Origin of the sequence: Streptomyces sp. NBC_00259 (assembly GCF_036181745.1) — a bacterium.
Lineage (GTDB): Bacteria > Actinomycetota > Actinomycetes > Streptomycetales > Streptomycetaceae > Streptomyces > Streptomyces pratisoli.
This window is the reverse complement of the sequence record NZ_CP108080.1, coordinates 3,426,108-3,444,522: the sequence shown is the minus strand read 5'-3', so window position 1 is coordinate 3,444,522 and position 18,415 is coordinate 3,426,108. Positions and strand designations below refer to the sequence as shown.

At 71.9% G+C, this 18,415-nt stretch carries 18 protein-coding genes; 10 read left to right on the top strand and 8 right to left on the bottom strand.

Going from position 1 to position 18,415, the window contains the following annotated elements; translation table 11 throughout:
- Positions 1-35 precede the first annotated feature (35 nt).
- A complete protein-coding gene (locus tag OG766_RS15285) occupies positions 36-725 on the bottom strand; it encodes a bifunctional DNA primase/polymerase (protein ID WP_266379265.1) in 690 nt (229 codons plus the stop codon).
- Positions 726-991: 266 nt separating this feature from the next.
- On the opposite strand from OG766_RS15285, the gene OG766_RS15280 reads away from it, so the two are divergent.
- Together OG766_RS15280 and OG766_RS15275 are read left to right on the top strand one after the other, a co-directional pair.
- Positions 992-2,374 carry a transcriptional regulator gene (locus tag OG766_RS15280; RefSeq protein ID WP_328725573.1) on the top strand — a complete coding sequence of 461 codons (1,383 nt, stop codon included), beginning with the start codon at positions 992-994 and terminating at the stop codon, positions 2,372-2,374.
- 151 nt (positions 2,375-2,525) lie between these two features.
- Positions 2,526-3,983: a hypothetical protein gene (locus tag OG766_RS15275; RefSeq protein ID WP_328725572.1), complete on the top strand. Its 1,458-nt coding sequence runs from the start codon at positions 2,526-2,528 to the stop codon at positions 3,981-3,983.
- A gap of 91 nt (positions 3,984-4,074) precedes the next feature.
- On the opposite strand, the gene purU is transcribed toward OG766_RS15275, so the two are convergent.
- Together purU and OG766_RS15265 are read right to left on the bottom strand one after the other, a co-directional pair.
- On the bottom strand, positions 4,075-4,926 hold the full coding sequence (gene purU, locus OG766_RS15270) for a formyltetrahydrofolate deformylase (protein WP_266379259.1): 852 nt from the start codon (positions 4,924-4,926) through the stop codon (positions 4,075-4,077).
- Between the two features lie 46 nt (positions 4,927-4,972).
- Entirely contained in the window at positions 4,973-5,419 is a 447-nt protein-coding gene (locus tag OG766_RS15265) for an SCO4402 family protein (protein ID WP_266384168.1), read from the bottom strand.
- Between the two features lie 173 nt (positions 5,420-5,592).
- Here OG766_RS15265 and OG766_RS15260 point away from each other — a divergent pair, with 173 nt between their 5' ends.
- Entirely contained in the window at positions 5,593-6,870 is a 1,278-nt protein-coding gene (locus OG766_RS15260) for an ABC transporter substrate-binding protein (protein WP_266379256.1), read from the top strand.
- Positions 6,871-7,021: 151 nt separating this feature from the next.
- Here the strand turns inward: OG766_RS15260 and OG766_RS15255 are convergent, their stop codons facing one another.
- Together OG766_RS15255 and OG766_RS15250 are read right to left on the bottom strand one after the other, a co-directional pair.
- Positions 7,022-7,543 carry an EF-hand domain-containing protein gene (locus OG766_RS15255; RefSeq protein WP_328725571.1) on the bottom strand — a complete coding sequence of 174 codons (522 nt, stop codon included), beginning with the start codon at positions 7,541-7,543 and terminating at the stop codon, positions 7,022-7,024.
- 38 nt (positions 7,544-7,581) lie between these two features.
- Positions 7,582-7,983, bottom strand: a complete 402-nt coding sequence (locus OG766_RS15250) for an STAS domain-containing protein (RefSeq protein ID WP_266379249.1) — start codon at positions 7,981-7,983, stop codon at positions 7,582-7,584.
- A 268-nt stretch (positions 7,984-8,251) separates the two neighbouring features.
- Here OG766_RS15250 and OG766_RS15245 point away from each other — a divergent pair, with 268 nt between their 5' ends.
- On the top strand, positions 8,252-8,833 hold the full coding sequence (locus tag OG766_RS15245) for a sigma-70 family RNA polymerase sigma factor (RefSeq protein WP_266379247.1): 582 nt from the start codon (positions 8,252-8,254) through the stop codon (positions 8,831-8,833).
- Positions 8,830-10,074 (top strand): maleylpyruvate isomerase N-terminal domain-containing protein, encoded by a 1,245-nt coding sequence (locus OG766_RS15240; RefSeq protein ID WP_328725570.1) that lies wholly within the window; start codon positions 8,830-8,832, stop codon positions 10,072-10,074. Before OG766_RS15245 ends, OG766_RS15240 begins: the two co-directional genes overlap by 4 nt.
- A 66-nt stretch (positions 10,075-10,140) precedes the next feature.
- Here OG766_RS15240 and OG766_RS15235 read toward each other — a convergent pair whose 3' ends face one another.
- On the bottom strand, positions 10,141-10,563 hold the full coding sequence (locus OG766_RS15235; RefSeq protein WP_328727480.1) for a TOBE domain-containing protein: 423 nt from the start codon (positions 10,561-10,563) through the stop codon (positions 10,141-10,143).
- A gap of 65 nt (positions 10,564-10,628) precedes the next feature.
- The gene (locus OG766_RS15230) at positions 10,629-12,149 is read right to left on the bottom strand and encodes a class I adenylate-forming enzyme family protein (protein WP_328725569.1); all 1,521 of its coding nucleotides are present in this window, start codon (positions 12,147-12,149) and stop codon (positions 10,629-10,631) included.
- Between the two features lie 131 nt (positions 12,150-12,280).
- Between OG766_RS15230 and OG766_RS15225 the strand changes: the two genes are divergently transcribed.
- The 4 genes from OG766_RS15225 (at position 12,281) to OG766_RS15210 (ending at position 16,422) form a co-directional block, all read left to right on the top strand.
- Positions 12,281-13,474 carry an amidohydrolase family protein gene (locus tag OG766_RS15225; protein ID WP_266379240.1) on the top strand — a complete coding sequence of 398 codons (1,194 nt, stop codon included), beginning with the start codon at positions 12,281-12,283 and terminating at the stop codon, positions 13,472-13,474.
- The gene (locus OG766_RS15220) at positions 13,474-14,607 is read left to right on the top strand and encodes an acyl-CoA dehydrogenase family protein (protein ID WP_328725568.1); all 1,134 of its coding nucleotides are present in this window, start codon (positions 13,474-13,476) and stop codon (positions 14,605-14,607) included. Before OG766_RS15225 ends, OG766_RS15220 begins: the two co-directional genes overlap by 1 nt.
- Positions 14,608-14,613: 6 nt before the next feature.
- Positions 14,614-15,465: an acyl-CoA dehydrogenase family protein gene (locus OG766_RS15215; RefSeq protein WP_328725567.1), complete on the top strand. Its 852-nt coding sequence runs from the start codon at positions 14,614-14,616 to the stop codon at positions 15,463-15,465.
- Between the two features lie 471 nt (positions 15,466-15,936).
- Positions 15,937-16,422: an ATP-binding protein gene (locus OG766_RS15210; RefSeq protein WP_266379230.1), complete on the top strand. Its 486-nt coding sequence runs from the start codon at positions 15,937-15,939 to the stop codon at positions 16,420-16,422.
- A 58-nt stretch (positions 16,423-16,480) separates the two neighbouring features.
- Here OG766_RS15210 and OG766_RS15205 read toward each other — a convergent pair whose 3' ends face one another.
- Positions 16,481-17,407: a cyclase family protein gene (locus tag OG766_RS15205; RefSeq protein ID WP_266379227.1), complete on the bottom strand. Its 927-nt coding sequence runs from the start codon at positions 17,405-17,407 to the stop codon at positions 16,481-16,483.
- Between the two features lie 85 nt (positions 17,408-17,492).
- Between OG766_RS15205 and OG766_RS15200 the strand changes: the two genes are divergently transcribed.
- Complete coding sequence (locus OG766_RS15200) at positions 17,493-18,404, top strand: SDR family oxidoreductase (RefSeq protein ID WP_266379225.1); 912 nt, start codon at positions 17,493-17,495, stop codon at positions 18,402-18,404.
- Positions 18,405-18,415: the final 11 nt, after the last annotated feature.

The window sequence follows — 18,415 nt, the reverse complement described above, 5'->3', positions numbered from 1 at the left end:
CCGCCTTCCGTCGTCCCCGTTGTACGGGTCCAACACTACGATCGGCGCGCCCGCTCGTCGGCGGCCTCACGTCCGCAGGCGTATGCGAGCGGGCTGATCAGCTCCTCCGCGTCCGGGAGCCAGCGGTTCGCGGGCGTCGGCTTGCGCGCCCACTGCACCGCGCCCTGGCCGCCGACGCGGGTCGGCGGCGCCGCCACGTAGTGGCCCTCGCCGCGCGCCACCAGATCGAGCGAGCTGGGCATCCAGCCCAGCTTCCGCACCAGATCGGGCGTCTTCTGCGCCGCGCCCGGCAGGACGAGGAACAGCATGCGCCGTCCCGGGGTGCGGATCACCGGACCGAGCGCCATGTCCATCCGCTCCATCCGGGCCAGCGCGAGGAAGCCGGCGGACTCCGGGACGTCCAGCGCGTCGAACGTCCGGCCCGTGGGCAGCAGGATCGAGGCCTTCGGGTGCTTGCCCCACAGCCGGCGCGCGCCGACGGCGCTGCCCGTCGCCTGGTTCGCCCAGTCCGGCCGGGCGGCGTGCGCCCCCGGCGCATCGCATCCGAAGGCGCCGCAGGAGCACCGCTCGGAGCCTTCGGCGGCCTCCAGCCAGGTGCCGGGGAACACGTCCCAGTGGCGCTCCTCCACGTACCGCAGGGCGCTGTCCAGCAGTTGTCCGCCGCGCTGCTCGGGGATCCTCGCGACTTCCGTGCGGCCGATCGACTCTTCGATGGTGTCTTCCACGATAAACACAACTCCCGCCGCCACCACGGGTTACGGGCGCACGGGACCGGGCCGTGGCGCATCGATCCCGCACGTGGGGCGCATGGGTGCACGGCCGGGGGCGCGCGTGCGGGCCGGGCCCGATGGGCGGGTAACCAGTTGCGGGTGAGCGGCATTCACCCGTAATCGTCCGAGCTCATCGGCATTCTCCGGATAACGCCGGGAAGTGATCAATTGAAGATCACCACGGAGATCGCGACCGGTGCGGTCCGCTACAGGGGGTAGTCATGGCAGCGAGGCCACTCGTCGCACGTCAGCCGAACGAGAGGCTGCAGGGGCTCATCCAGGAGGCGGGCTGTTCCAACGCCGGTCTGGCCCGGAGGGTCAACATGGTCGGGGCGGAGCGCGGCCTGGACCTGCGGTACGACAAGACGTCGGTGGCGCGCTGGCTGCGCGGGCAGCAGCCGCGCGGCCGGGCACCCGGGATCATCGCCGAGGCGCTGGGCCGCAAGCTCGGGCGCACGGTCAGCATCGACGAGATCGGCATGGCCAACGGCAAGAACCTGGCGTCCGGCGTCGGGCTGCAGTTCGCGCCGACCGTGCTCGGCGCGATCGAGCAGGTCTGTGAGCTGTGGCGCAGCGACGTGGGCAGGCGGGACTTCCTGACCGGCTCGACGGTCGCCGCGTCGGCGCTCGTCGAGCCCAGCCGCGACTGGTTGATCACCGGCGCGGACGCGCAGGTGGCCCGGCAGGCGGGGGCGCGGGTGGGGGTGTCGGACGTCGAGGCGGTACGGGCGATGACGAAGGCGCTCACGCGCCTCGACCACCGCTTCGGTGCCGGGCACGTACGGCCGGTCGTCGTCCACTACCTCAACAGCGTGGTGTCCGGGCTGCTTTCCGGCTCGTACCGGGAGCCGGTGGGCCGGCAGCTCTTCGCGGCCGCTGCGCGGCTGACGGAGCTGGCGGGCTACATGGCGGTGGACACGGGACACCCCGGGCTCGCCCAGCGCTACTACATCCAGGCGCTGCGGCTCGCCCAGGCGGCGGGCGACCGGGCGTACGGGGGCTATGTCCTGGCCGCCTCGATGAGCCATCTCGCCGCGCAGCTGGGAAATCCGCGGGAGATCGCGCAGCTCGCGCGGGCCGCGCAGGAGGGTGCGCGCGGGCAGGTCACCCCGCGGGCGGAGGCGATGTTCCACGCGGCGGAGGCCCGGGGGCACGCGCTGCTGGGCGATGCCCGTGTCTGTGAGGAGGCCATGGGCAGGGCGATCGGCGCGCTGGACCGGGCCGATCCGGACTCGGGGGACGATCCCGACTGGATCGCACATTTCGACCATGCCTATCTGTCCGACGAGCTGGCCCACTGCCATCGCGACCTGGGACAGGCGGAGCAGGCGGCCCGTCGCGCCACCGAGTCCCTCGAAGGCCACCCCGAATCCCGCGCCAGGCGACGCGCCATCGGCCTCGTCCTGCTGGCGACGGCCCAGGTCCAGCAGCGCGAGGTCGAGGCGGCCTGCCGGACGGGCACCCGGGCGGCGGAGCTGCTGGGGACGCTGCGCTCGAGCCGGGGCGTGGAGTATCTCGACGATCTGCAGCAGCGGCTGGAGCCGTACGGTTCGGAGCCGGCGGTACGGGAGTTCGGGGCGAGGCTGCAGACGCACGCGGCATGAAAGTCCCTGGCCACGGGCCACTTGGGATCTTGGTCCGTAAACAGCGTCTTGGCGTGCGTTCTTGTTACGGGTACCACACGCGTGTGCGGACGCCCTGAGACACCCGGTAGCGTGAGCCGACGATTCCGTAGGTCCAGACGTAGGAGTCCCGGTGACGCACAGCGGACAGGGTGACGAGTCGCGGCTTCCCGCCGCGCGGCCCGCGCACGAAGGTGTCGTGCTGCCCGCGGACGGCAGTGAGCCCTGGATACCCGGAGTCAGCGGTGAGCAGGTCGCTCCGGCGGGTGGGACTCCGTGGGGTGCGCCCTGGGGGCCCGGGCAGGGCGCACAGCCGTTGCCGCAGGAGGAGGTGCCGGGCGCGGGGGCGTACGCGCAGCCGCTGCCTCCGCGGGCGGCTCAGCACCCGCAGGCCGCTCACCAGCCGCAGATGCCAGCGCAGGCGTACGGGCAGACCTACGGGCAGCCGGGGCAGTACCCCGGGGCGGCCGGCGCGGGACCCGACGCCGACGCCACGCAGTACATCGCCCCCGTCCCGCCCGCCGCCGGGGCGCTGCCGCCGGAGAACCCCGCGGAGTCGACGCAGTTCCTCGGGGTCCGGCCGGGGGCCGCCGGCGACCCGGCCGGTGCGGCGGACGCGACGCAGTACCTCCCGCCGGTGCAGCAGCAGAGCGCTCCGCAGCAGCAGGTCCCCACCCCGCCGCCCGGTGCCCCGTACGGAATCAGGCCCGGCGCGCCGGGCGACCGGCAGCCGCCGGCCGAGTTCGACAACCTCTTCCGCAGCGAGGGCCCGGCGGAGGCGACGCAGTACCTCCCGCCCGTGCAGGATCAGGGCGCTCCGCAGCAGCAGGCGTACGGGGCCCCTCAGCAGCAGCAGCCGTACGGCGCTCCGCCGCAGCAGTCGTACGGTCCCGCGCAGGGCTTCACGCCGCAGCAGCAGTCCTACGACGCTCCTGCGCAGTCCTACGACTCCGGCCCCGCGCCGCGCCGTTCCTCGCGGCTCCCGCTGATCGCCGCGGTCGTCGTCGGCTGCGCCGTGGTCGGACTCGGTGCGAGCGCGCTGATGTTCGGCGGTGACGACGACAAGGGCGAGAACGACAACACGGGCGTCGCGGCGGCGACTTCGCCCGCGCCCGGCTCGTCGGAGGCCGCGGACCCGGCGAAGCCGCAGGCCGAGGAGCTCGACAAGCTGCTCGCGGACAGCAACGACAGCCGTTCCGCGGTGATCCGCTCCGTGGAGTCGATCAAGTCCTGCAAGAACCTGGACCAGGCGGCGACGGATCTGCGCGGCGCGGCGGAGCAGCGGCGCGGTCTCGTGACGCGTCTGGGCGGCCTGTCCGTGGACAAGCTCCCGGACAACGAGGCGCTCACGGCGTCCCTGAAGAAGGCGTGGGAGGCCTCGGCATCCGCCGACGACCACTACGCGGCGTGGGCCGGCCAGGTCAAGGACAAGAAGGGCTGCCCCGGTGGCAAGGCCCGCAACACGGGCCAGGCGGCGCAGGGCAACCGCCAGAGCGGCGAGGCGACGAAGGCGAAGCGCGAGGCGTCCGGTCTCTGGAACAAGATCGCCACCAAGTACGGCCTCACGGAACGCCGCGCGGAACAACTCTGAGCCGACCGCCCTGGCGCGCGCCGCCCGGTGCGCGCAGGGTCGGAGCTCATCGGGTCGGGGCGTACCGGGGGACCGGCCGCACCGGGCCTATCTACGCGAAGACCACCGTGCGGCGGCCGTTCAGCAGGATCCGGTGCTCCGCGTGCCACTTCACCGCGCGGGCCAGGGCCTGGCACTCCACGTCGCGGCCGACCGCCACCAGTTGCTCGGGGGTCACCTCGTGGCCCACCCGCTCGACCTCCTGCTCGATGATCGGGCCCTCGTCGAGATCGGCCGTCACATAGTGCGCCGTCGCGCCGATCAGCTTCACACCGCGCGCATGCGCCTGGTGGTAGGGCTTCGCGCCCTTGAAGCTCGGCAGGAAGGAGTGGTGGATGTTGATGATCCGGCCGCTCAGCTGCTTGCACAGGTCGTCGGAGAGGACCTGCATGTAGCGCGCGAGCACGACGAGCTCGACGTCCTCCTCGCGAACCAGCTCGAGCAGCTCCGCCTCCGCGTCCGCCTTGCCGTCCTTGGTGACCGGAATGTGGCGGAACGGAATGTCGTAGGAGGCGACGAGTTCCGCGAAGTCCGTGTGGTTGGAGACCACCGCCGCGATGTCCACCGGCAGTGCCCCGATCCTGAACCGGAACAGCAGATCGTTCAGGCAGTGACCGAATTTGCTGACCATCAGCACGACCCGCATGCGCTCTTCGGCGAGATGGATCTGCCAGTCCATCGCGAACGAGTCGCCCACCGCGGCGAAGCTGGCCCGCAGCTTGTCCACGGTCACCGGCGTCTCCGCCGAGAAGTGCACCCGCATGAAGAACAGGCCCGTGTCCCGGTCCCCGAACTGCTGGCTGTCCTCGATGTTGCAGCCGGTGATGAAGAGGTAACTGGACACGGCGTGCACGATGCCCTGTTTGTCCGGGCAGGAGAGCGTGAGGACGTACTGGTCGGTCATCTTCGTAGGGTGCCACACCCCACGGGTGCGCACGGAGGTGAGTCCGTCAGGCGGACCGCGTCATGATCCGCAGTACCTCGAGGGTGCGCGGCGGCGTGTCCGGGTCCTCCCCGTCGTTCGCCGCCAGCTGTACGTGGGCGTCGCGCGCGGCCCGTACCGCCTCGGGCCATCCGTGGTGCTCCATGTAGGCCGAGACCGGTGCGTCCGCGCCCACCTGGTGCATGATCCTCAGCACCCGCAGGACGGCCACGTCGACGAGAGCGGCCTCTCCCGAGTCGCGGAAGATCGTTCCCACGTACTTCTCGGCGGACCAGTTGTCCAGCCAGGTGTCCTCGACGAGCCGGTAGACGGCGTCGGTGATGTCGCCGTATCCCTCGTGGCCCGCCAGCCAGATCTCCTGGTGGAAGACGGGATCGGAAAACATGTGCAGCGCCGAGCGCACATTGCTGCGCCAGCGCCACCAGGGCATGTCGTTCAGGGGCATGTCGCCCATGGTGGAGGAGCGACCACCGCGGCGGGAAGACTTCATCGACGTTGCTTGCACGGCGTCGATCGTACGTTCCCCACATTTGGCGGATCTTCGCCCCCTGCAATTCACCTTGCCGTCACTCTTTGTTGAGCCAGGGCCATTCCAGCGTTACCCATGAGGCGGAATTGTGCAGGGACATGACCGGTTGGCGACGCTCCTCCACTCCCCGCCCCTACCGAACCGCGACCGTCCTCGCCGCGTGTATGGCGGCGGTCGGGGCCTCGCTGGCCGGCTGCGGCATGCTCCCCGGCGATTCGGGGGGCTCCCGCGCGCCGGTCACGGTGATGACCTTCGCGCCCGACGAGACCCGCGCGACGAACATGCCCGGTATGCCCGCCATGGCCCAGGCGTACGCCAAGTACGTCAACGAGAAGGGCGGCATCGACGGCCACGAGCTGCGCGTCCTGACCTGCAACGAGCGCAACACGACCGCGGGAGCCGCGGCCTGCGCCCGGCGCGCGGTCAAGGAGGAGGTCGCCGCGGTCGTCGGCTCGTACAGCCAGAACGGCCGTGCCTTCATGGCGCCGCTGGAGGCCGCGGGCATCCCGTACATCGGCGGCTACGGCGTCTCCGAGGAGGAGTTCACCAGCTATCTCTCCTACCCCGTCAACGGCGGCCAGGCGGCGCTTCTCGCGGGCAACGGCCGGCAGCTGGCGGCCGGCTGCCGCAAGGTGTCGCTGGTGCGGCCCGACACGGTCGCGGGCGATGATCTCCCGGTGCTGCTCAACACCGGTCTGCTGTCGGGCAAGGGGCGGCCGTCCACCGACGTGAAGGCCGCGGAGGACGCCTCCGAGTACCTGGAGGAGGCCGCCGAGGCGCGGGACGAGGCCGGCTCGGAGAAGGGCTGCGTCACGGCGGTGCTCGGCGAGCGCACGGCGAACTTCTTCGACTCGTTCCGCCGGTTGCCCCAGGACGACAGCGACGTGCGGATCTCCTCCGTCCTGAGCTCCGTCGGCCAGCCGCTGATCGACAGGACGGGCGGTGCGGGCGGGCCCTTCGAGGGCGCGTTCATGACCGGCTGGTACCCGGAGGCGGGCGACGCCCGCTGGGGCACGATGCGGGAGGTGATCCGGAACCACGCGTTCGGGGACAACCGGATCGACCCGGCCGACGCGGGTGTGCAGACCACGTGGATCGCGTACACCGTGCTGACGAAGGTCATCGAGGCGCTGGACCGCGACTCGGTCACTCCCGGCGCGATCGCCCACGCCCTCGACACCGGTGTCCGCGTCGACACCGGCGGCCTCACCCCCGCGCTCCGCTGGCGCTTCGAGGACATGCTGGGTGTCCCGGGCTTCCCCCGGGTCGTCAACCCCAAGGTGACGTTCCAGGTCGTCCGTGACGGCCGCCTGGTCGCCGAGCGGCCGGGCTTCGTCGACGTGGCCCGCACGATGTCGGATGCCCCGATGGCCTGACGGATGCCCCGACGGCCCGACGGGAGGCCCGATGGCGCGGCGCCGGCTCCGGCTCCGGTGGCACGAGGGGCACGAGGGGCATGACGGGGGCCCCGGTCCCGCGCCGGGTGTCCTTACTCACAGCGCACGACCGGGGCCCGGAGATCGGGGGTCAGGGGGTGTCGGGCTCCCCGGTCACGTAGTACGCGGCGAACGCGGCGAGGATCTCGTCCTCGCTGATCCTGTCGTCGCCGTCCGCGTCCAGCGCGGCGGCCACCATCGCGCACCGCTCCGACTCGACGCCGAGGACGCGGAGCACCCGCGCGGCGCCGGCCTGGGTGACCCCGGCGCCGTCCTCGTCGGCGATGGCGACGACCGCGTGGAGGAAGGGACGGGCGATCTCCGCGAAGCGTTGGGGGTTGTCGCGCAGCCGCTTCACCGCGCCCGTGATGAATTCCTGGCGCGTGACCCGCTGGTCGCCGTCCACGTCGGCGATTCCCGCCATGCCCTGCCAGAACGCCTCCGCGCCCGAGTAGAGGGCCTGCCCCTTGTCGGAGCGTGCGGTCGTGCCGAATTCGGCGAGGAGCGTCGCGGCCGCCGTGCTGAAGTCCGCGCGATCGATGTAACCGTTGCCGTCCTGGTCGAACTCGGCGAATCGGTGGGCGATCTTGCGCTCGTATTCTGCGCTGTCCATGCGGGGAGCGTACGACGTCGGAGCCGTTCGTGCGCCCGTTACGCGGAGAGGGGCCGGGCCTCGTCCCCGGTCGCGGCGTCGGCGTCCTCGTACACCTCGAACAGCCGACGCACTCCCAGGGCGGCCAGTACGCGGTTCACGTGCGAGCCGTCCGCGCCTCCGGGGCGCCCGGGGCCCGCCTCCTCGCCCCGGGCGGGCAGGACCAGTCTCAGCCGTCCGCGGCAGGAGCGCAGCAGCCTGCGCGACGCGATCAGCACGCCCACGCCGCTGGAGTCGCAGAAGACCACTTCGGAGAGGTCGAGCACCAGGTCGCGCCGGCCGGTGGCGACGGCGTCATGGACACGACGGCGTACTTCCGGGGAGCTGACCAGATCCAGCTCGCCCCGTATGTGGAGTATGGTCCAGGCGGCCTGCTCGGTCTGTTCCACCTTGAGCATCACGCGCGGCCCTCTCGTCGCAGCGGTCCCGATCCGGACGTGGTCGTCTCCCGACCCGGAAGTACCGGAACTTCTCGTTCCTTCCGCCGCTGCTGCCCCGCTCCACCACGATGAAACCCACTACCACCGCAGCGCTTCCCAGGGGTGCACTTGCCACAAAGGGGCGTGCGTTTCGGCCGCATCGCATGACATTCGAGTGGACGACGGGCAGGGTAGGCAGCAGACAGCAGACAGAGATCGACGGGACGGGCAGAAGGCTGGGGGCCGCCGGATGGCGAAGGACACACCACCTCGCTGGGACCGCAGGATGCAGCAGCGGTTGGCGAGGGGCGAGGCCGCCGCGCTCGGTGAGCTGTACGACCGGTTCGCCTCGCTCGTGCACAGCCAGGCCCATCGTGTGCTGGACGACGACTCCGCGGCCGACCAGGTCACCCGTGAGGTGTTCGGCTATGTCTGGGAGAACCCGGACGCCTACGACCCGAAGGACGGCTCGATGCGCTCCTGGATGGCCCGGCTCACCAACCGCCAGGCCCTGCACCGGCTGCGCGAACAGGAGCGGGCGGCGGCCGCTGAGAGCGGCGAGGGCACCGCGGAGGAGCTGGAGCAGAAGCTGCGCCGCGCCTCGGTCGCGGCCCGCGCCGACTACATCGTGACGTCGATGCCGGCGCCGCTGCGCGCCGCGCTGGAGCTGGCCTACCACCAGCGCAGGGACTACCGGCAGACCGCGGCCGACCTCGGGGTCACCGAGGACGAGGCCCGCCGCAGGCTGCGGCTCGGGCTGCAGCTGCTGTCCACGGCCAACACCCGCCCGCTCGACGGCTCGTCGCCGCCCGGACCCCGGCGCGGCCGGTGAACGGGCCGCAGGGCGGCGGCCACGGCCCGGAGGGACCGGACGACAGGCCGGACGCCGCACCGCGCATACCCGGACCGCGTGCGGCGGGGGACGACCTCGCGCCGCCGGACGTGCTGCCGTCGCCGCCTCCCGTGCCCGCCGAGCCCGTGCCGCACGGCGTGCTGAAGTCGCTGCTCGGCGCATGGGCGCTGGCCGCGTGCTCCGCGGAGGAGACGGCGGCCGTGGAGGACCATCTCACCGGGTGCGCACCCTGTGCGGAGGAGGCGCTGCGACTGCGTGACGCGGTCGCGCTGCTGCACACCGACCGGGATCTCGACCTGGATCCGCTGCTGCGGTCCCGGGTCCTGGAGAACTGTCTGGGCCGGCGGCCCGCCCGTATCCCCGTACCCGCCTGGGCGACCGCGTACGACGCGGAGACGGCCCGGCTCGACGCGCTGCTGCGGGACATCGGGGACTCGGAGTGGCACGCGCCGGTACGGCTGAAGTGGTTCGCCGGCGAGGAGGCGGTCAACCGCAAGACCACGGTCGCCGGAGTGATCGGCCACCTCATGACCGTGGACGGGCTCGTCGCCTCGGCCCTCGGCCTGGACGATCCTGCGGGCTCCGACGCGCCGACGTCCCCGGCCGAGCGCACGGAACGCTACTGGCGCTCGGGCTACCGGCCGCCGACGCGGAGGGTGCGCGAGCCCTGGCGTCAGCAGAGCCATGCGCTCGTGCGGACCGTGTCGTTCGCCGGGCGTGGAGTGTCGGAGCTGTCGGTGTCGTACGGGGAGTTCGCGCTGCCGCTGCGGGACTCGATGCTCGACCGGGCCTTCGAGTGCTGGGTGCACGCGGACGACATCGCGAACGCGGTGGCCTATCCGTACGATCCGCCGAGCGCGTCCCATCTGCACCACATGATCGACCTCGCGGCCCGGCTGCTCCCCGCCGCTCTGGCCGCCCGCCGCCGCGCGGGTCTCGCGGCCCCGGCCCGCCACCTGGTCACGGCGGGCTCGCCCGGCCGCACGCTCCACCTGGAGGTCGAGGGCGCGGGCGGCGGCAACTGGTACATCGCCCTGGACTCGCCCGCGGCGGTCGGCGACCCCGACCACACCGTGGCCCAAGTCGCCCTCGACAGCGTCGAGTTCTGCCAGCTCGTGGCCGGGCACGTCCCACCGGCCGAAGCCGCCGCGGGTCAGGACGGCGACCGCGAGGCCATCCGCGACGTCCTTTCCGCGGCGGCGTCCCTCTCCCGTCTCTGACACGTCCCCGGGGCCCCGTGTGCGGCGCGCGGGGAGGGCACGGCCACCGGCTCCCGGGGGAGCGGCTCACGACGTGGACAGCGAGATCTCCGTCGCCTTGATCAGGGCGACCACGGGACTTCCCGCCGCGAGGCCGAGTTCGTCCACCGCCTCCTTGGTGATCGCGGAGGTCAGGGTGATGCCGCCCTCGATCGCGACCCGGACCACCGCGATCGCGGCGCCCGGGGTCACCGATGTCACCGTGCCGGGCAGCTGGTTGCGGATGCTGAGGCCGTCCACGGGAGCGGTGGCGAGCGCCACCTCGCTGGCCTTCATCAGGGCGTTCACCGTGCCGCCCGGGAAGATGCCCAGATCGGCGACGGCTTCGGCGGTCACGGCCGCGGTGAGTTCCCGGCCGCTGTCGAGGCGGATCTTCACCGTCGCCATGGCCGGTCCGGTGGAGACCGCGATCACGGTGCCGGACAGCTGGTTGCGGATGCTGAGGCTCATGGTCGTGCCGTTCATGTCGGGGATGCCGGTCACGACGTGGGCACCGTTCCCGTCATGGGCGGCGTTCACGCCATGGATGTCGTGTCCGCCCCAGTGAACCGTTCGCGCAGCTTGTACTTGAGCACCTTGCGCAGTGTGTCGTTACGGGGCAGCTCGGCCACGACCTCCAGCTGTTCCGGCAGCTTGTGCACGGAGAGCCCCGCGCCCCGCAGGTACGCGGTGACCTCCTCCAGGGTCAGCGGCGCCGCGCCCCGCGGCTGCTCGATCACCGCGCAGACCCGCTCCCCGCGCTCCGGGTCCGGCAGCCCGATCACCGCCGCGTCGCCGACGCCCGGGTGTTCGTGCAGCAGGTCCTCGATCTCCTTGGCGGAGATGTTCTCGCCCTTGCGGATGATGATGTCCTTCAGCCTGCCGGTCAGGACGAGATGGCCGGAGGCGGTGAGATGCCCCAGGTCCCCGGTGATGAGGAAGCCGTCGGCGTCGAAGACCGCCGCGGTCTGCTCCGGGTCCAGATAGCCCCGGCAGACGGCCTCGCCGCGCAGCCGTACCTCGCCGTCGACGATCCGTATCTCCATGCCCTCGGGCGGCCGCCCTTCCGTCGTCGCGAGGTTCTCGGGGGTGTCGTCCGGCGCGCCCATCGTGATCATGGGGACCTCGGTCATCCCGTAGCCGTGGGTGAGCTGTACGCCCATCTCCCGAACGACCGCGTGGTACAGCTCCGGTGGCTTCGCGGCGCCGCCGCCCGCCAGCAGCCGCAGCGTGGGGACCACCGGCTCGCCGGGCTGTCTGCGCTGCTCGGCGAGGAACATCGAGTAGAAGGCCGTCGATCCGCCGGCGGTCGTGACCCCGTGCTTGCGGTAGGCGTCCAGCGCCTGGGGCAGCGCGAACGTCTCGAAGAGGACCGCCGGGAAGCCGTACAGCAGCAGCATCACCAGATAGTCCGCGCCGCCTATGTGGGCGAAGGGGAACGCGATCGAGCCGACGTCGTCGGGTGTCAGGCGCAGGGCGTGGGCCAGACAGGATCCGCCGGCGATCAGCGAACGGTCCGTGTGCAGGACGCCCTTGGGGTCGGAGGTGGTGCCGGAGGTCCAGTAGATCCAGCGCACCGAGGTGCCTTCGGAGGGTGGTGCGGGCAGGACGGACGGATCGCCCTCGGGCAGGTCGCCGTACGCCTGGAAGACGCCGCGTGCGCCGATCCGGTGCGCCATCTCCGCGTGGTCGTAGCCGCGCCAGAGGCCCGGTACGGCGAAGAACTCCGCCTTCGCGGCGTTCAGCGCGAAGCCGACCTCGCGGTCCCGGTAGAAGGGGATCACCGGGGACTGGACGGCGCCGAGCCTGGCCAGCGCCCCGGTCAGCAGGACGGTCTCGATACGGGTGGGCAGCTGCCAGGCCACGACCGTGCCGGGGCGTACGCCGAGCCCGTACAGCCCGGCGGCGACCCGTTCGCACCGCGTGCGCAGTTCGCCGAAGCCGATGCTCCGGTCGTCCTGGATCAGCACGGTGCGGTCCGGGGTGAGCGCGGCGCGGCGGTCGATCAGCTCCCAGAGCGTGCGGGAGGCGCCCAGGGCGTGTGCGGTGTCGGTCACGGCCGTCCCCTCTGCCTGACGGTTAGTCAGATCGTGCGGAGAGCGTAGGCCCGGTCGCCTTGTCGGTCCAGGGGTGCGGGGCTAGCCTGCTATCTGACGAACCGTCAGAACGTGAGACAACGGAGGGCCCGATGGAACGGGAACTGCCTCGGATCATCAGCGTCGACGACCATGTGATCGAGCCCGCGCATCTCTTCGACACCTGGCTCCCGGCGAAATACCGCGACCGCGGGCCCCAGCCGCTCACCGCCGGCATCGGCGAGCTCGCCTACGTCGGCGGCAAGTACCAGATCACGATGGACCCGGACGGACCGCCGACCGACTGGTGGATCTACGAGGACCTGAAGTTCCCGTACAAGCGGAACATCGCCGCCGTCGGCTTCGACCGCGACGACATGACGCTGGAGGGCATCACCCGGGCCGAGATGCGGCGCGGCTGCTGGGACCCCAAGGCCAGGCTGGAGGACATGGACCTCAACCATGTCGAGGCCTCCCTCTGCTTCCCCACCTTCCCCCGCTTCTGCGGCCAGACCTTCGCCGAGGCGAAGGACATGGAGGTGGCGCTCGCCTGCGTGCGCGCCTACAACGACTGGATGGTGGAGGAGTGGTGCGGCGACAGCGGCGGCCGGCTCATCCCGCTCTGCATCATCCCGCTCTGGGACATCGATCTCGCCGTCGCCGAGATCCGGCGGAACGCGGCACGCGGCGTGAAGGCCGTCACCTTCTCCGAGATCCCGACCCACCTGGGGCTGCCGTCGATCCACTCCGGCTACTGGGACCCGTTCTTCGCGGTCTGCCAGGAGACCGGGACGGTCGTCAACATGCACATCGGGTCGTCCTCGCAGATGCCCGCCGCCTCGCCCGACGCGCCGCCCGCCGTCCAGGCGTCGCTGTCCTTCAACAACGCCATGGCCTCGATGATGGACTTCCTCTTCAGCGGGGTGCTGGTGAAGTTCCCGGCGCTCAAGCTCGCCTACAGCGAGGGCCAGATGGGCTGGATCCCGTACGCGCTGGAGCGGGCGGACGACGTGTGGGAGGAGCACCGGGCCTGGGGCGGGGTGCGGGACCTCGTCCCCGAGCCGCCGTCCACGTACTACTACCGGCAGATCTTCTGCTGCTTCTTCCGCGACAAGCACGGCGTCGCCTCGCTCGACGTGGTGGGCCGGGACAACGCCACCTTCGAGACCGACTATCCGCACGTCGACTCGACCTTCCCGCACACCAAGGAAGTCGCCCTCGACCATGTGAAGGACCTCGACGACGAGACCGTCCACAAGCTGATGCGCGGCAACGCGATCCGCATGCTCGACCTGGACCTCACGTAGTGGACCTGACCTGCACCGAGGAGGAGGAAGCCTTCAGGGCCCGGCTGCGGGACTGGCTCACCGCCGCCCTGCCCGGGCTGCCGCCGAAACCCCCGCCGCAGGACTGGCCGGGACGGCGCGCCTACGACACCGCCTGGCAGCGGGCGCTCTTCGAGGCCGGATACGCGGACGTGCACTGGGACGCGTCCCCGACCCGGCGGCTGATCTTCCTGGAGGAGACCGAGAAGGCCGGAGCGCCCTATGTCGGGGCGAACTTCGTGGGGCTGCTGCACGCCGGGCCGACCATCGCCGCCGAGGGGACGACGGAGCAGCGGGCGCGCTGGCTCACGCCGATCCTGCGCGGTGACGAGATCTGGTGCCAGGGCTTCAGCGAGCCGGGTGCGGGCTCCGATCTGGCGTCGCTGCGCACCAGGGCCGTCCGGGACGGCGACTCCTATGTGGTGACCGGCTCGAAGATCTGGACCTCGCACGCGGAGGTCGCCGACTGGTGCGAGCTGCTGGTCCGCACCGACCCCGAGGCGCCCAAGCACCGCGGGATCACCTGGCTGGCGATGCCGATGGACGCGCCGGGCATCACCGTACGGCCGCTGCGCACCCTCGCCGGATCGACCGAGTTCGCCGAGGTCTTCCTCGACGAGGTGCGGGTGCCGGCCGTGAACCGGGTGGGGGAGGAGAACGACGGCTGGCGGGTCACCATGGTGACCCTGTCCTTCGAGCGCGGCACGGCCTTCGTCGGCGAAGTCGTCGCCTGCCGCCGCACCCTCGCCGAGCTGGCCCGTACGGCACGGAAGAACGGCCGCTGGGACGACGCCGTCCTGCGGCGCCGGCTGGGCAGGCTGAACGCGGAGTTCACCGCCCTGTGGCGGCTCACGCAGTGGAACGTCAGCGAGGCGGAGGCCACGGGCGGCGTCCCCGGCACCGGTGGCTCGGTCTTCAAGCTCCGCTACTCGCACGCCCGCCAGGAGCTGTACGACACGGCCGCCGAGGTGCTCGGCCCGGACGCGCTCGACCTGTCACGGGAGTGGACCCTCGACCGGCTCTCGTCCCTGTCGTACACGATCGCCGCCGGCACCTCCCAGATCCAGCGCAACATCGTCGCCGAGCGGATCCTCGGCCTGCCGAAGGAACGGTGACCGGCCGTGCACTTCCAACCGACCGAGGACCAGCGCGCGTTGCGCACGGGTGTACGGGAGCTGCTGGAGGCACGCTTCGGCCGCGAGGCCCTGCGGGCGTCGGGGGCCCGCCTGGACCGGGCGCTGTGGCGGGAACTCGGGGACGCCGGGTTCTTCGCGCTGCGGCTGCCGGAGTCGCAGGGCGGCGTCGGGCTCGGACTGCCGGAGGCCGTGCTGGCCTTCGAGGAGGCGGGGCGGGTGCTGCTGCCGGGGCCGCTCGTGGCCACGCATCTCGCCGCGGGGACCGTGGCGGGCGCGGCGACCGGCGAGAGTGTCGTGACCCGGGTCGACGGCGGGCTCGTGGCCTGGCTGGAGGAGGCCGACGTGGTGCTGGGCGACGCGGCGGACGCGGTGCCCGTACGGTCGGTCGACCCGCTCACGCCGCTGCACCGGGTCGCCTCCGTCGAACGCCCGGGCCCGGAGGCCGTTCTGCTCACCGCCGCCGAGCAGCTGGGCTCCGCCGCCCGCACCACCGAGCTGGCCGTGCGGTACGCGAAGGAACGCGAGCAGTTCGGCCGGCCCATCGGCGGCTTCCAGGCGGTCAAACACCTCTGCGCACAGATGCTGGTACGCACCGAACTGGCCCGCGCGGCCGTGTACGCCGCCGCCGTGACCGGCGACCCCGTCGAGACCGCGGGCGCCAAGCTCCTCGCCGACGAGGCCGCCGTCCAGGGCGCCCGGGACTGCCTGCAGGTGTACGGCGGCATGGGGTTCACCTGGGAGGCCGATGTGCATCTGCACCTCAAACGGGCCTGGGTGCGCGCCGAGCTGGGGCAGCCGGCCGCGCAGGCCGAGGAACTGCTGGCGGCCGCGCTCTGAGGAACCCGTGAAACGCGTGGAACGCGCGGAACCCGTGGAACCCGTCGAACTCGTGGGAGCCCCGTAGGAGACGCCGTGGGAGATGCCCGTGAAAGATCCCCCGTCGGAGATCACTGTGCGTCGATATCGGGTTGTGTCCTTCGCCGGGGTCGTCACGGCCCGGAGTCGGGTCCGCCCTCCGGTACGCTCCGTCGAGTGCGAGATGCGTGCTGCCCCGGGGTGCGAACCCCGAACCTCCGGCCCGGTCCAGGCGTGGCCGCCGGAGAAGAATGCGCCGCTCGCACAGGGTGTTCGACTTTCCGCAACGAGCGCCGCACAGTATGCACCACGGGTACTCCTTCGCGCTGGAATATGCCCGAAGCGCTTGTTGCGGTGACTGTACGTCAACCATGCTGTGTCACAAGGAAATCACGTTCCGTGATTGCTGTGAGGCGCGAGGCGATGTGTCCGCCGGTTCGGATGGTGTGAGCGGTGCAGGTGCTTCAGGTTCAGTTGGAAGTCGGGCCGGATCCCGCGGAGGTGGGACGGGCCCGTAGGTGGGCCCGTTCGCGGCTCGCGGGGTCGGGAATAGGGGACGACGAGCCGCTGGCCGAGACGCTGGTGCTGCTCATCTCCGAACTCGTCACCAACGCGGTGGTCCACACCGGGTGTCCGGCCGTGCTGCGGATGCTCTTCGGGGCGGGTGCGGCGGAGGCGGGCACGGTCCGGGTCGAGGTCGCGGACAGCTGCGCGCGGCCCCCGCGGCCGCGCCACGCGGACGGCGACGACACCAACGGCCGCGGTCTCGAACTGGTCGACGGGCTCGCCGACCGCTGGGGCTGGAGACCCGAGGGCGCCGGAAAGAGCATCTGGTGCGAGGTGGACCGCTGCGTGGCGCCCCGGTCGCCGGCGCCGGGCGGCGTCGCCGTCGGCCCGGGTGTGCCGGCGGCCATGGTGCCCGGCGCGTACTCGGCCTGAGGCCGGGCGCGTACTCGGCCTGAGGTCCGGCGCGTTGCCCGGTGCCGGGCCCGCCCGGCTAGAGCACCGCCACCGGTGCGACCGGTGTCCCCGTGCCGCCCACGAACGGCTCGGGGGTCGCCGACAGGAGAAAGGCGTACCGGCCCTCCTGGGCGCAGGCGGTGGACAGCTCCTCCAGGTTCCAGTTCTGGCCCTGCAGCATGCCCATCTCCACCAGGTCCAGCGCGTGCACCGGCAGCCAGAGGTCCTCGATCTCCGGCGGGAAGATCTCGAAGGTGAGGGTGTCGTTGGCGACGGCGGCGGCATCGCGGGCGTGGAACCACTCGGGCGTACGGATCGAGAGCCCGGGCGAGGGATAGCCGTACGCGTGCTTGTCGCCGCCGAGATACACCTGGATCTGCCCGGTCCTGACGAGGACGACGTCCCCGGACCGCACCCGTACGCCCCCGAACTCCTCCGCCTCCGCCAGGTCTTCCGGCGTGACGGCGTGGTCGCCGGGCAGCCGGTCCACGCCCTTGGCGCGGGCCACGTCGAGCAGCACGCCGCGCGAGACGAGGGTGCGTACCGTGTCGATGCCGCTGAAGCGGGCGCCGGTGTGGGCCGTGATGGTGTCCGCCGGGCGGCCGTTGTAGATCTTTCCCGAGTGGGAGGCATGGGTGAGCGCGTCCCAGTGCGTGGCCGCCTGCAGCCCCAGGGTCACGGCGTCGTCGCTGGTCGCGACCGTACCCGGGCCGAACAGCTCCTGATTGATCTGGACCATGGTGTGCAGCGGGTTCACCCGGCCCGGGATCATCCCGGTCTGGACGCCGTCCTGCTGGAGCGGGAGGGCGAGCGGCACGCGGCGGCCGGCCCGTACCTGCGCCGCCGCCTCCCGCACGACCTGGTCCGTGATCAGGTTCAGCGTCCCGATCTCGTCGTCGGCGCCCCAACGGCCCCAGTTGTTCACGCGCTTGGCGATCTCGTGGAACTCCTCCGGCAGTGACATCGGGCCCTCCCCGGGGCTTGTGCTGAGGTGTCTGACGGCCCATAAAATCTAACGGTCCGTCAGAAATCGCGGGAAGGGGCCGGACGTGGGGAACTTCTTGGCAGGCAGGACCGTCGCCGTGACCGGCGCCGGGCGCGGCATCGGACGCGCGGTGGCCCTCGCCTGCGCCGCCGAGGGCGCGAAGGTCGTCGTCAACGACTACGGCGTCTCCGTCGAGGGCGGTGAACCCGCCTCGGAGGTCGCCGAGGCGGTCGTGAAGGAGATCGTGGCGGCGGGCGGCGACGCGGTCGCCGTCGCCGACGACATCTCGACGATGGCGGGCGGCCGGCGGGTCGTCGACACGGCGCTCGCGCGATACGGGCGGATCGACGGGGTCGTCTGCGTCGCGGGCATCCTGCGCGAGCGCATGCTGTTCAACATGACCGAGGAGGAGTGGGACCCGGTCGTCGCCACCCACCTGAAGGGCACCTTCACCGTCTTCCGCGCCGCCTCCGCCGTGATGCGCAAGCAGGGCGGCGGGACGCTGATCGGCTTCACCAGCGGCAACCACCAGGGCTCCGTCGCCCAGGCCAACTACTCGGCGGCGAAGGGCGGCATCATCTCGCTGGTGCGCAGCGCGGCGCTCGGCCTGCACAAGTACGGGGTGACGGCCAACGCGGTCGCGCCCGTGGCCCGCACCCGCATGTCCGCGAACGTGCCGATGGAGCTGAAGGAGATCGGCGAGCCCGAGGACGTCGCGGCCCTCGTCGTCTACCTCCTCTCCGACCGCGCCCGCGCCGAGAACATCACCGGCCAGGTCTACACGATCGCCGGCCCCAAGATCGCGGTCTGGGCCCAGCCGCGGGAACTGCGCGCCGGGTACGCGGACGGCGCGTGGACCCCCGAGAAGATCGCGGACTTCCTCCCGGGGACGGTGGGCACGGACCCGATGCCGATGCTGGCGCAGCTGGAGGCGATGGCCAAGGCCGCGGCGTCGGGCGCTCGGCCGAACCAGTAGCGGCCGCCCGC

Bases quoted from the DNA above. Each gene is read 5' to 3' on its own strand.
- OG766_RS15225 (WP_266379240.1), top strand. From the start codon at position 12,281: ATGGAACGGGAACTGCCTCGGATCATCAGCGTCGACGACCATGTGATC.
- OG766_RS15260 (WP_266379256.1), top strand. From the start codon at position 5,593: ATGACCGGTTGGCGACGCTCCTCCACTCCCCGCCCCTACCGAACCGCG.
- purU (WP_266379259.1), bottom strand. From the start codon at position 4,926: ATGACCGACCAGTACGTCCTCACGCTCTCCTGCCCGGACAAACAGGGC.
- OG766_RS15280 (WP_328725573.1), top strand. From the start codon at position 992: ATGGCAGCGAGGCCACTCGTCGCACGTCAGCCGAACGAGAGGCTGCAG.
- OG766_RS15255 (WP_328725571.1), bottom strand. From the start codon at position 7,543: ATGGACAGCGCAGAATACGAGCGCAAGATCGCCCACCGATTCGCCGAG.
- OG766_RS15235 (WP_328727480.1), bottom strand. From the start codon at position 10,563: ATGAGCCTCAGCATCCGCAACCAGCTGTCCGGCACCGTGATCGCGGTC.
- OG766_RS15265 (WP_266384168.1), bottom strand. From the start codon at position 5,419: ATGGGCGACATGCCCCTGAACGACATGCCCTGGTGGCGCTGGCGCAGC.
- OG766_RS15245 (WP_266379247.1), top strand. From the start codon at position 8,252: ATGGCGAAGGACACACCACCTCGCTGGGACCGCAGGATGCAGCAGCGG.
- OG766_RS15205 (WP_266379227.1), bottom strand. From the start codon at position 17,407: ATGTCACTGCCGGAGGAGTTCCACGAGATCGCCAAGCGCGTGAACAAC.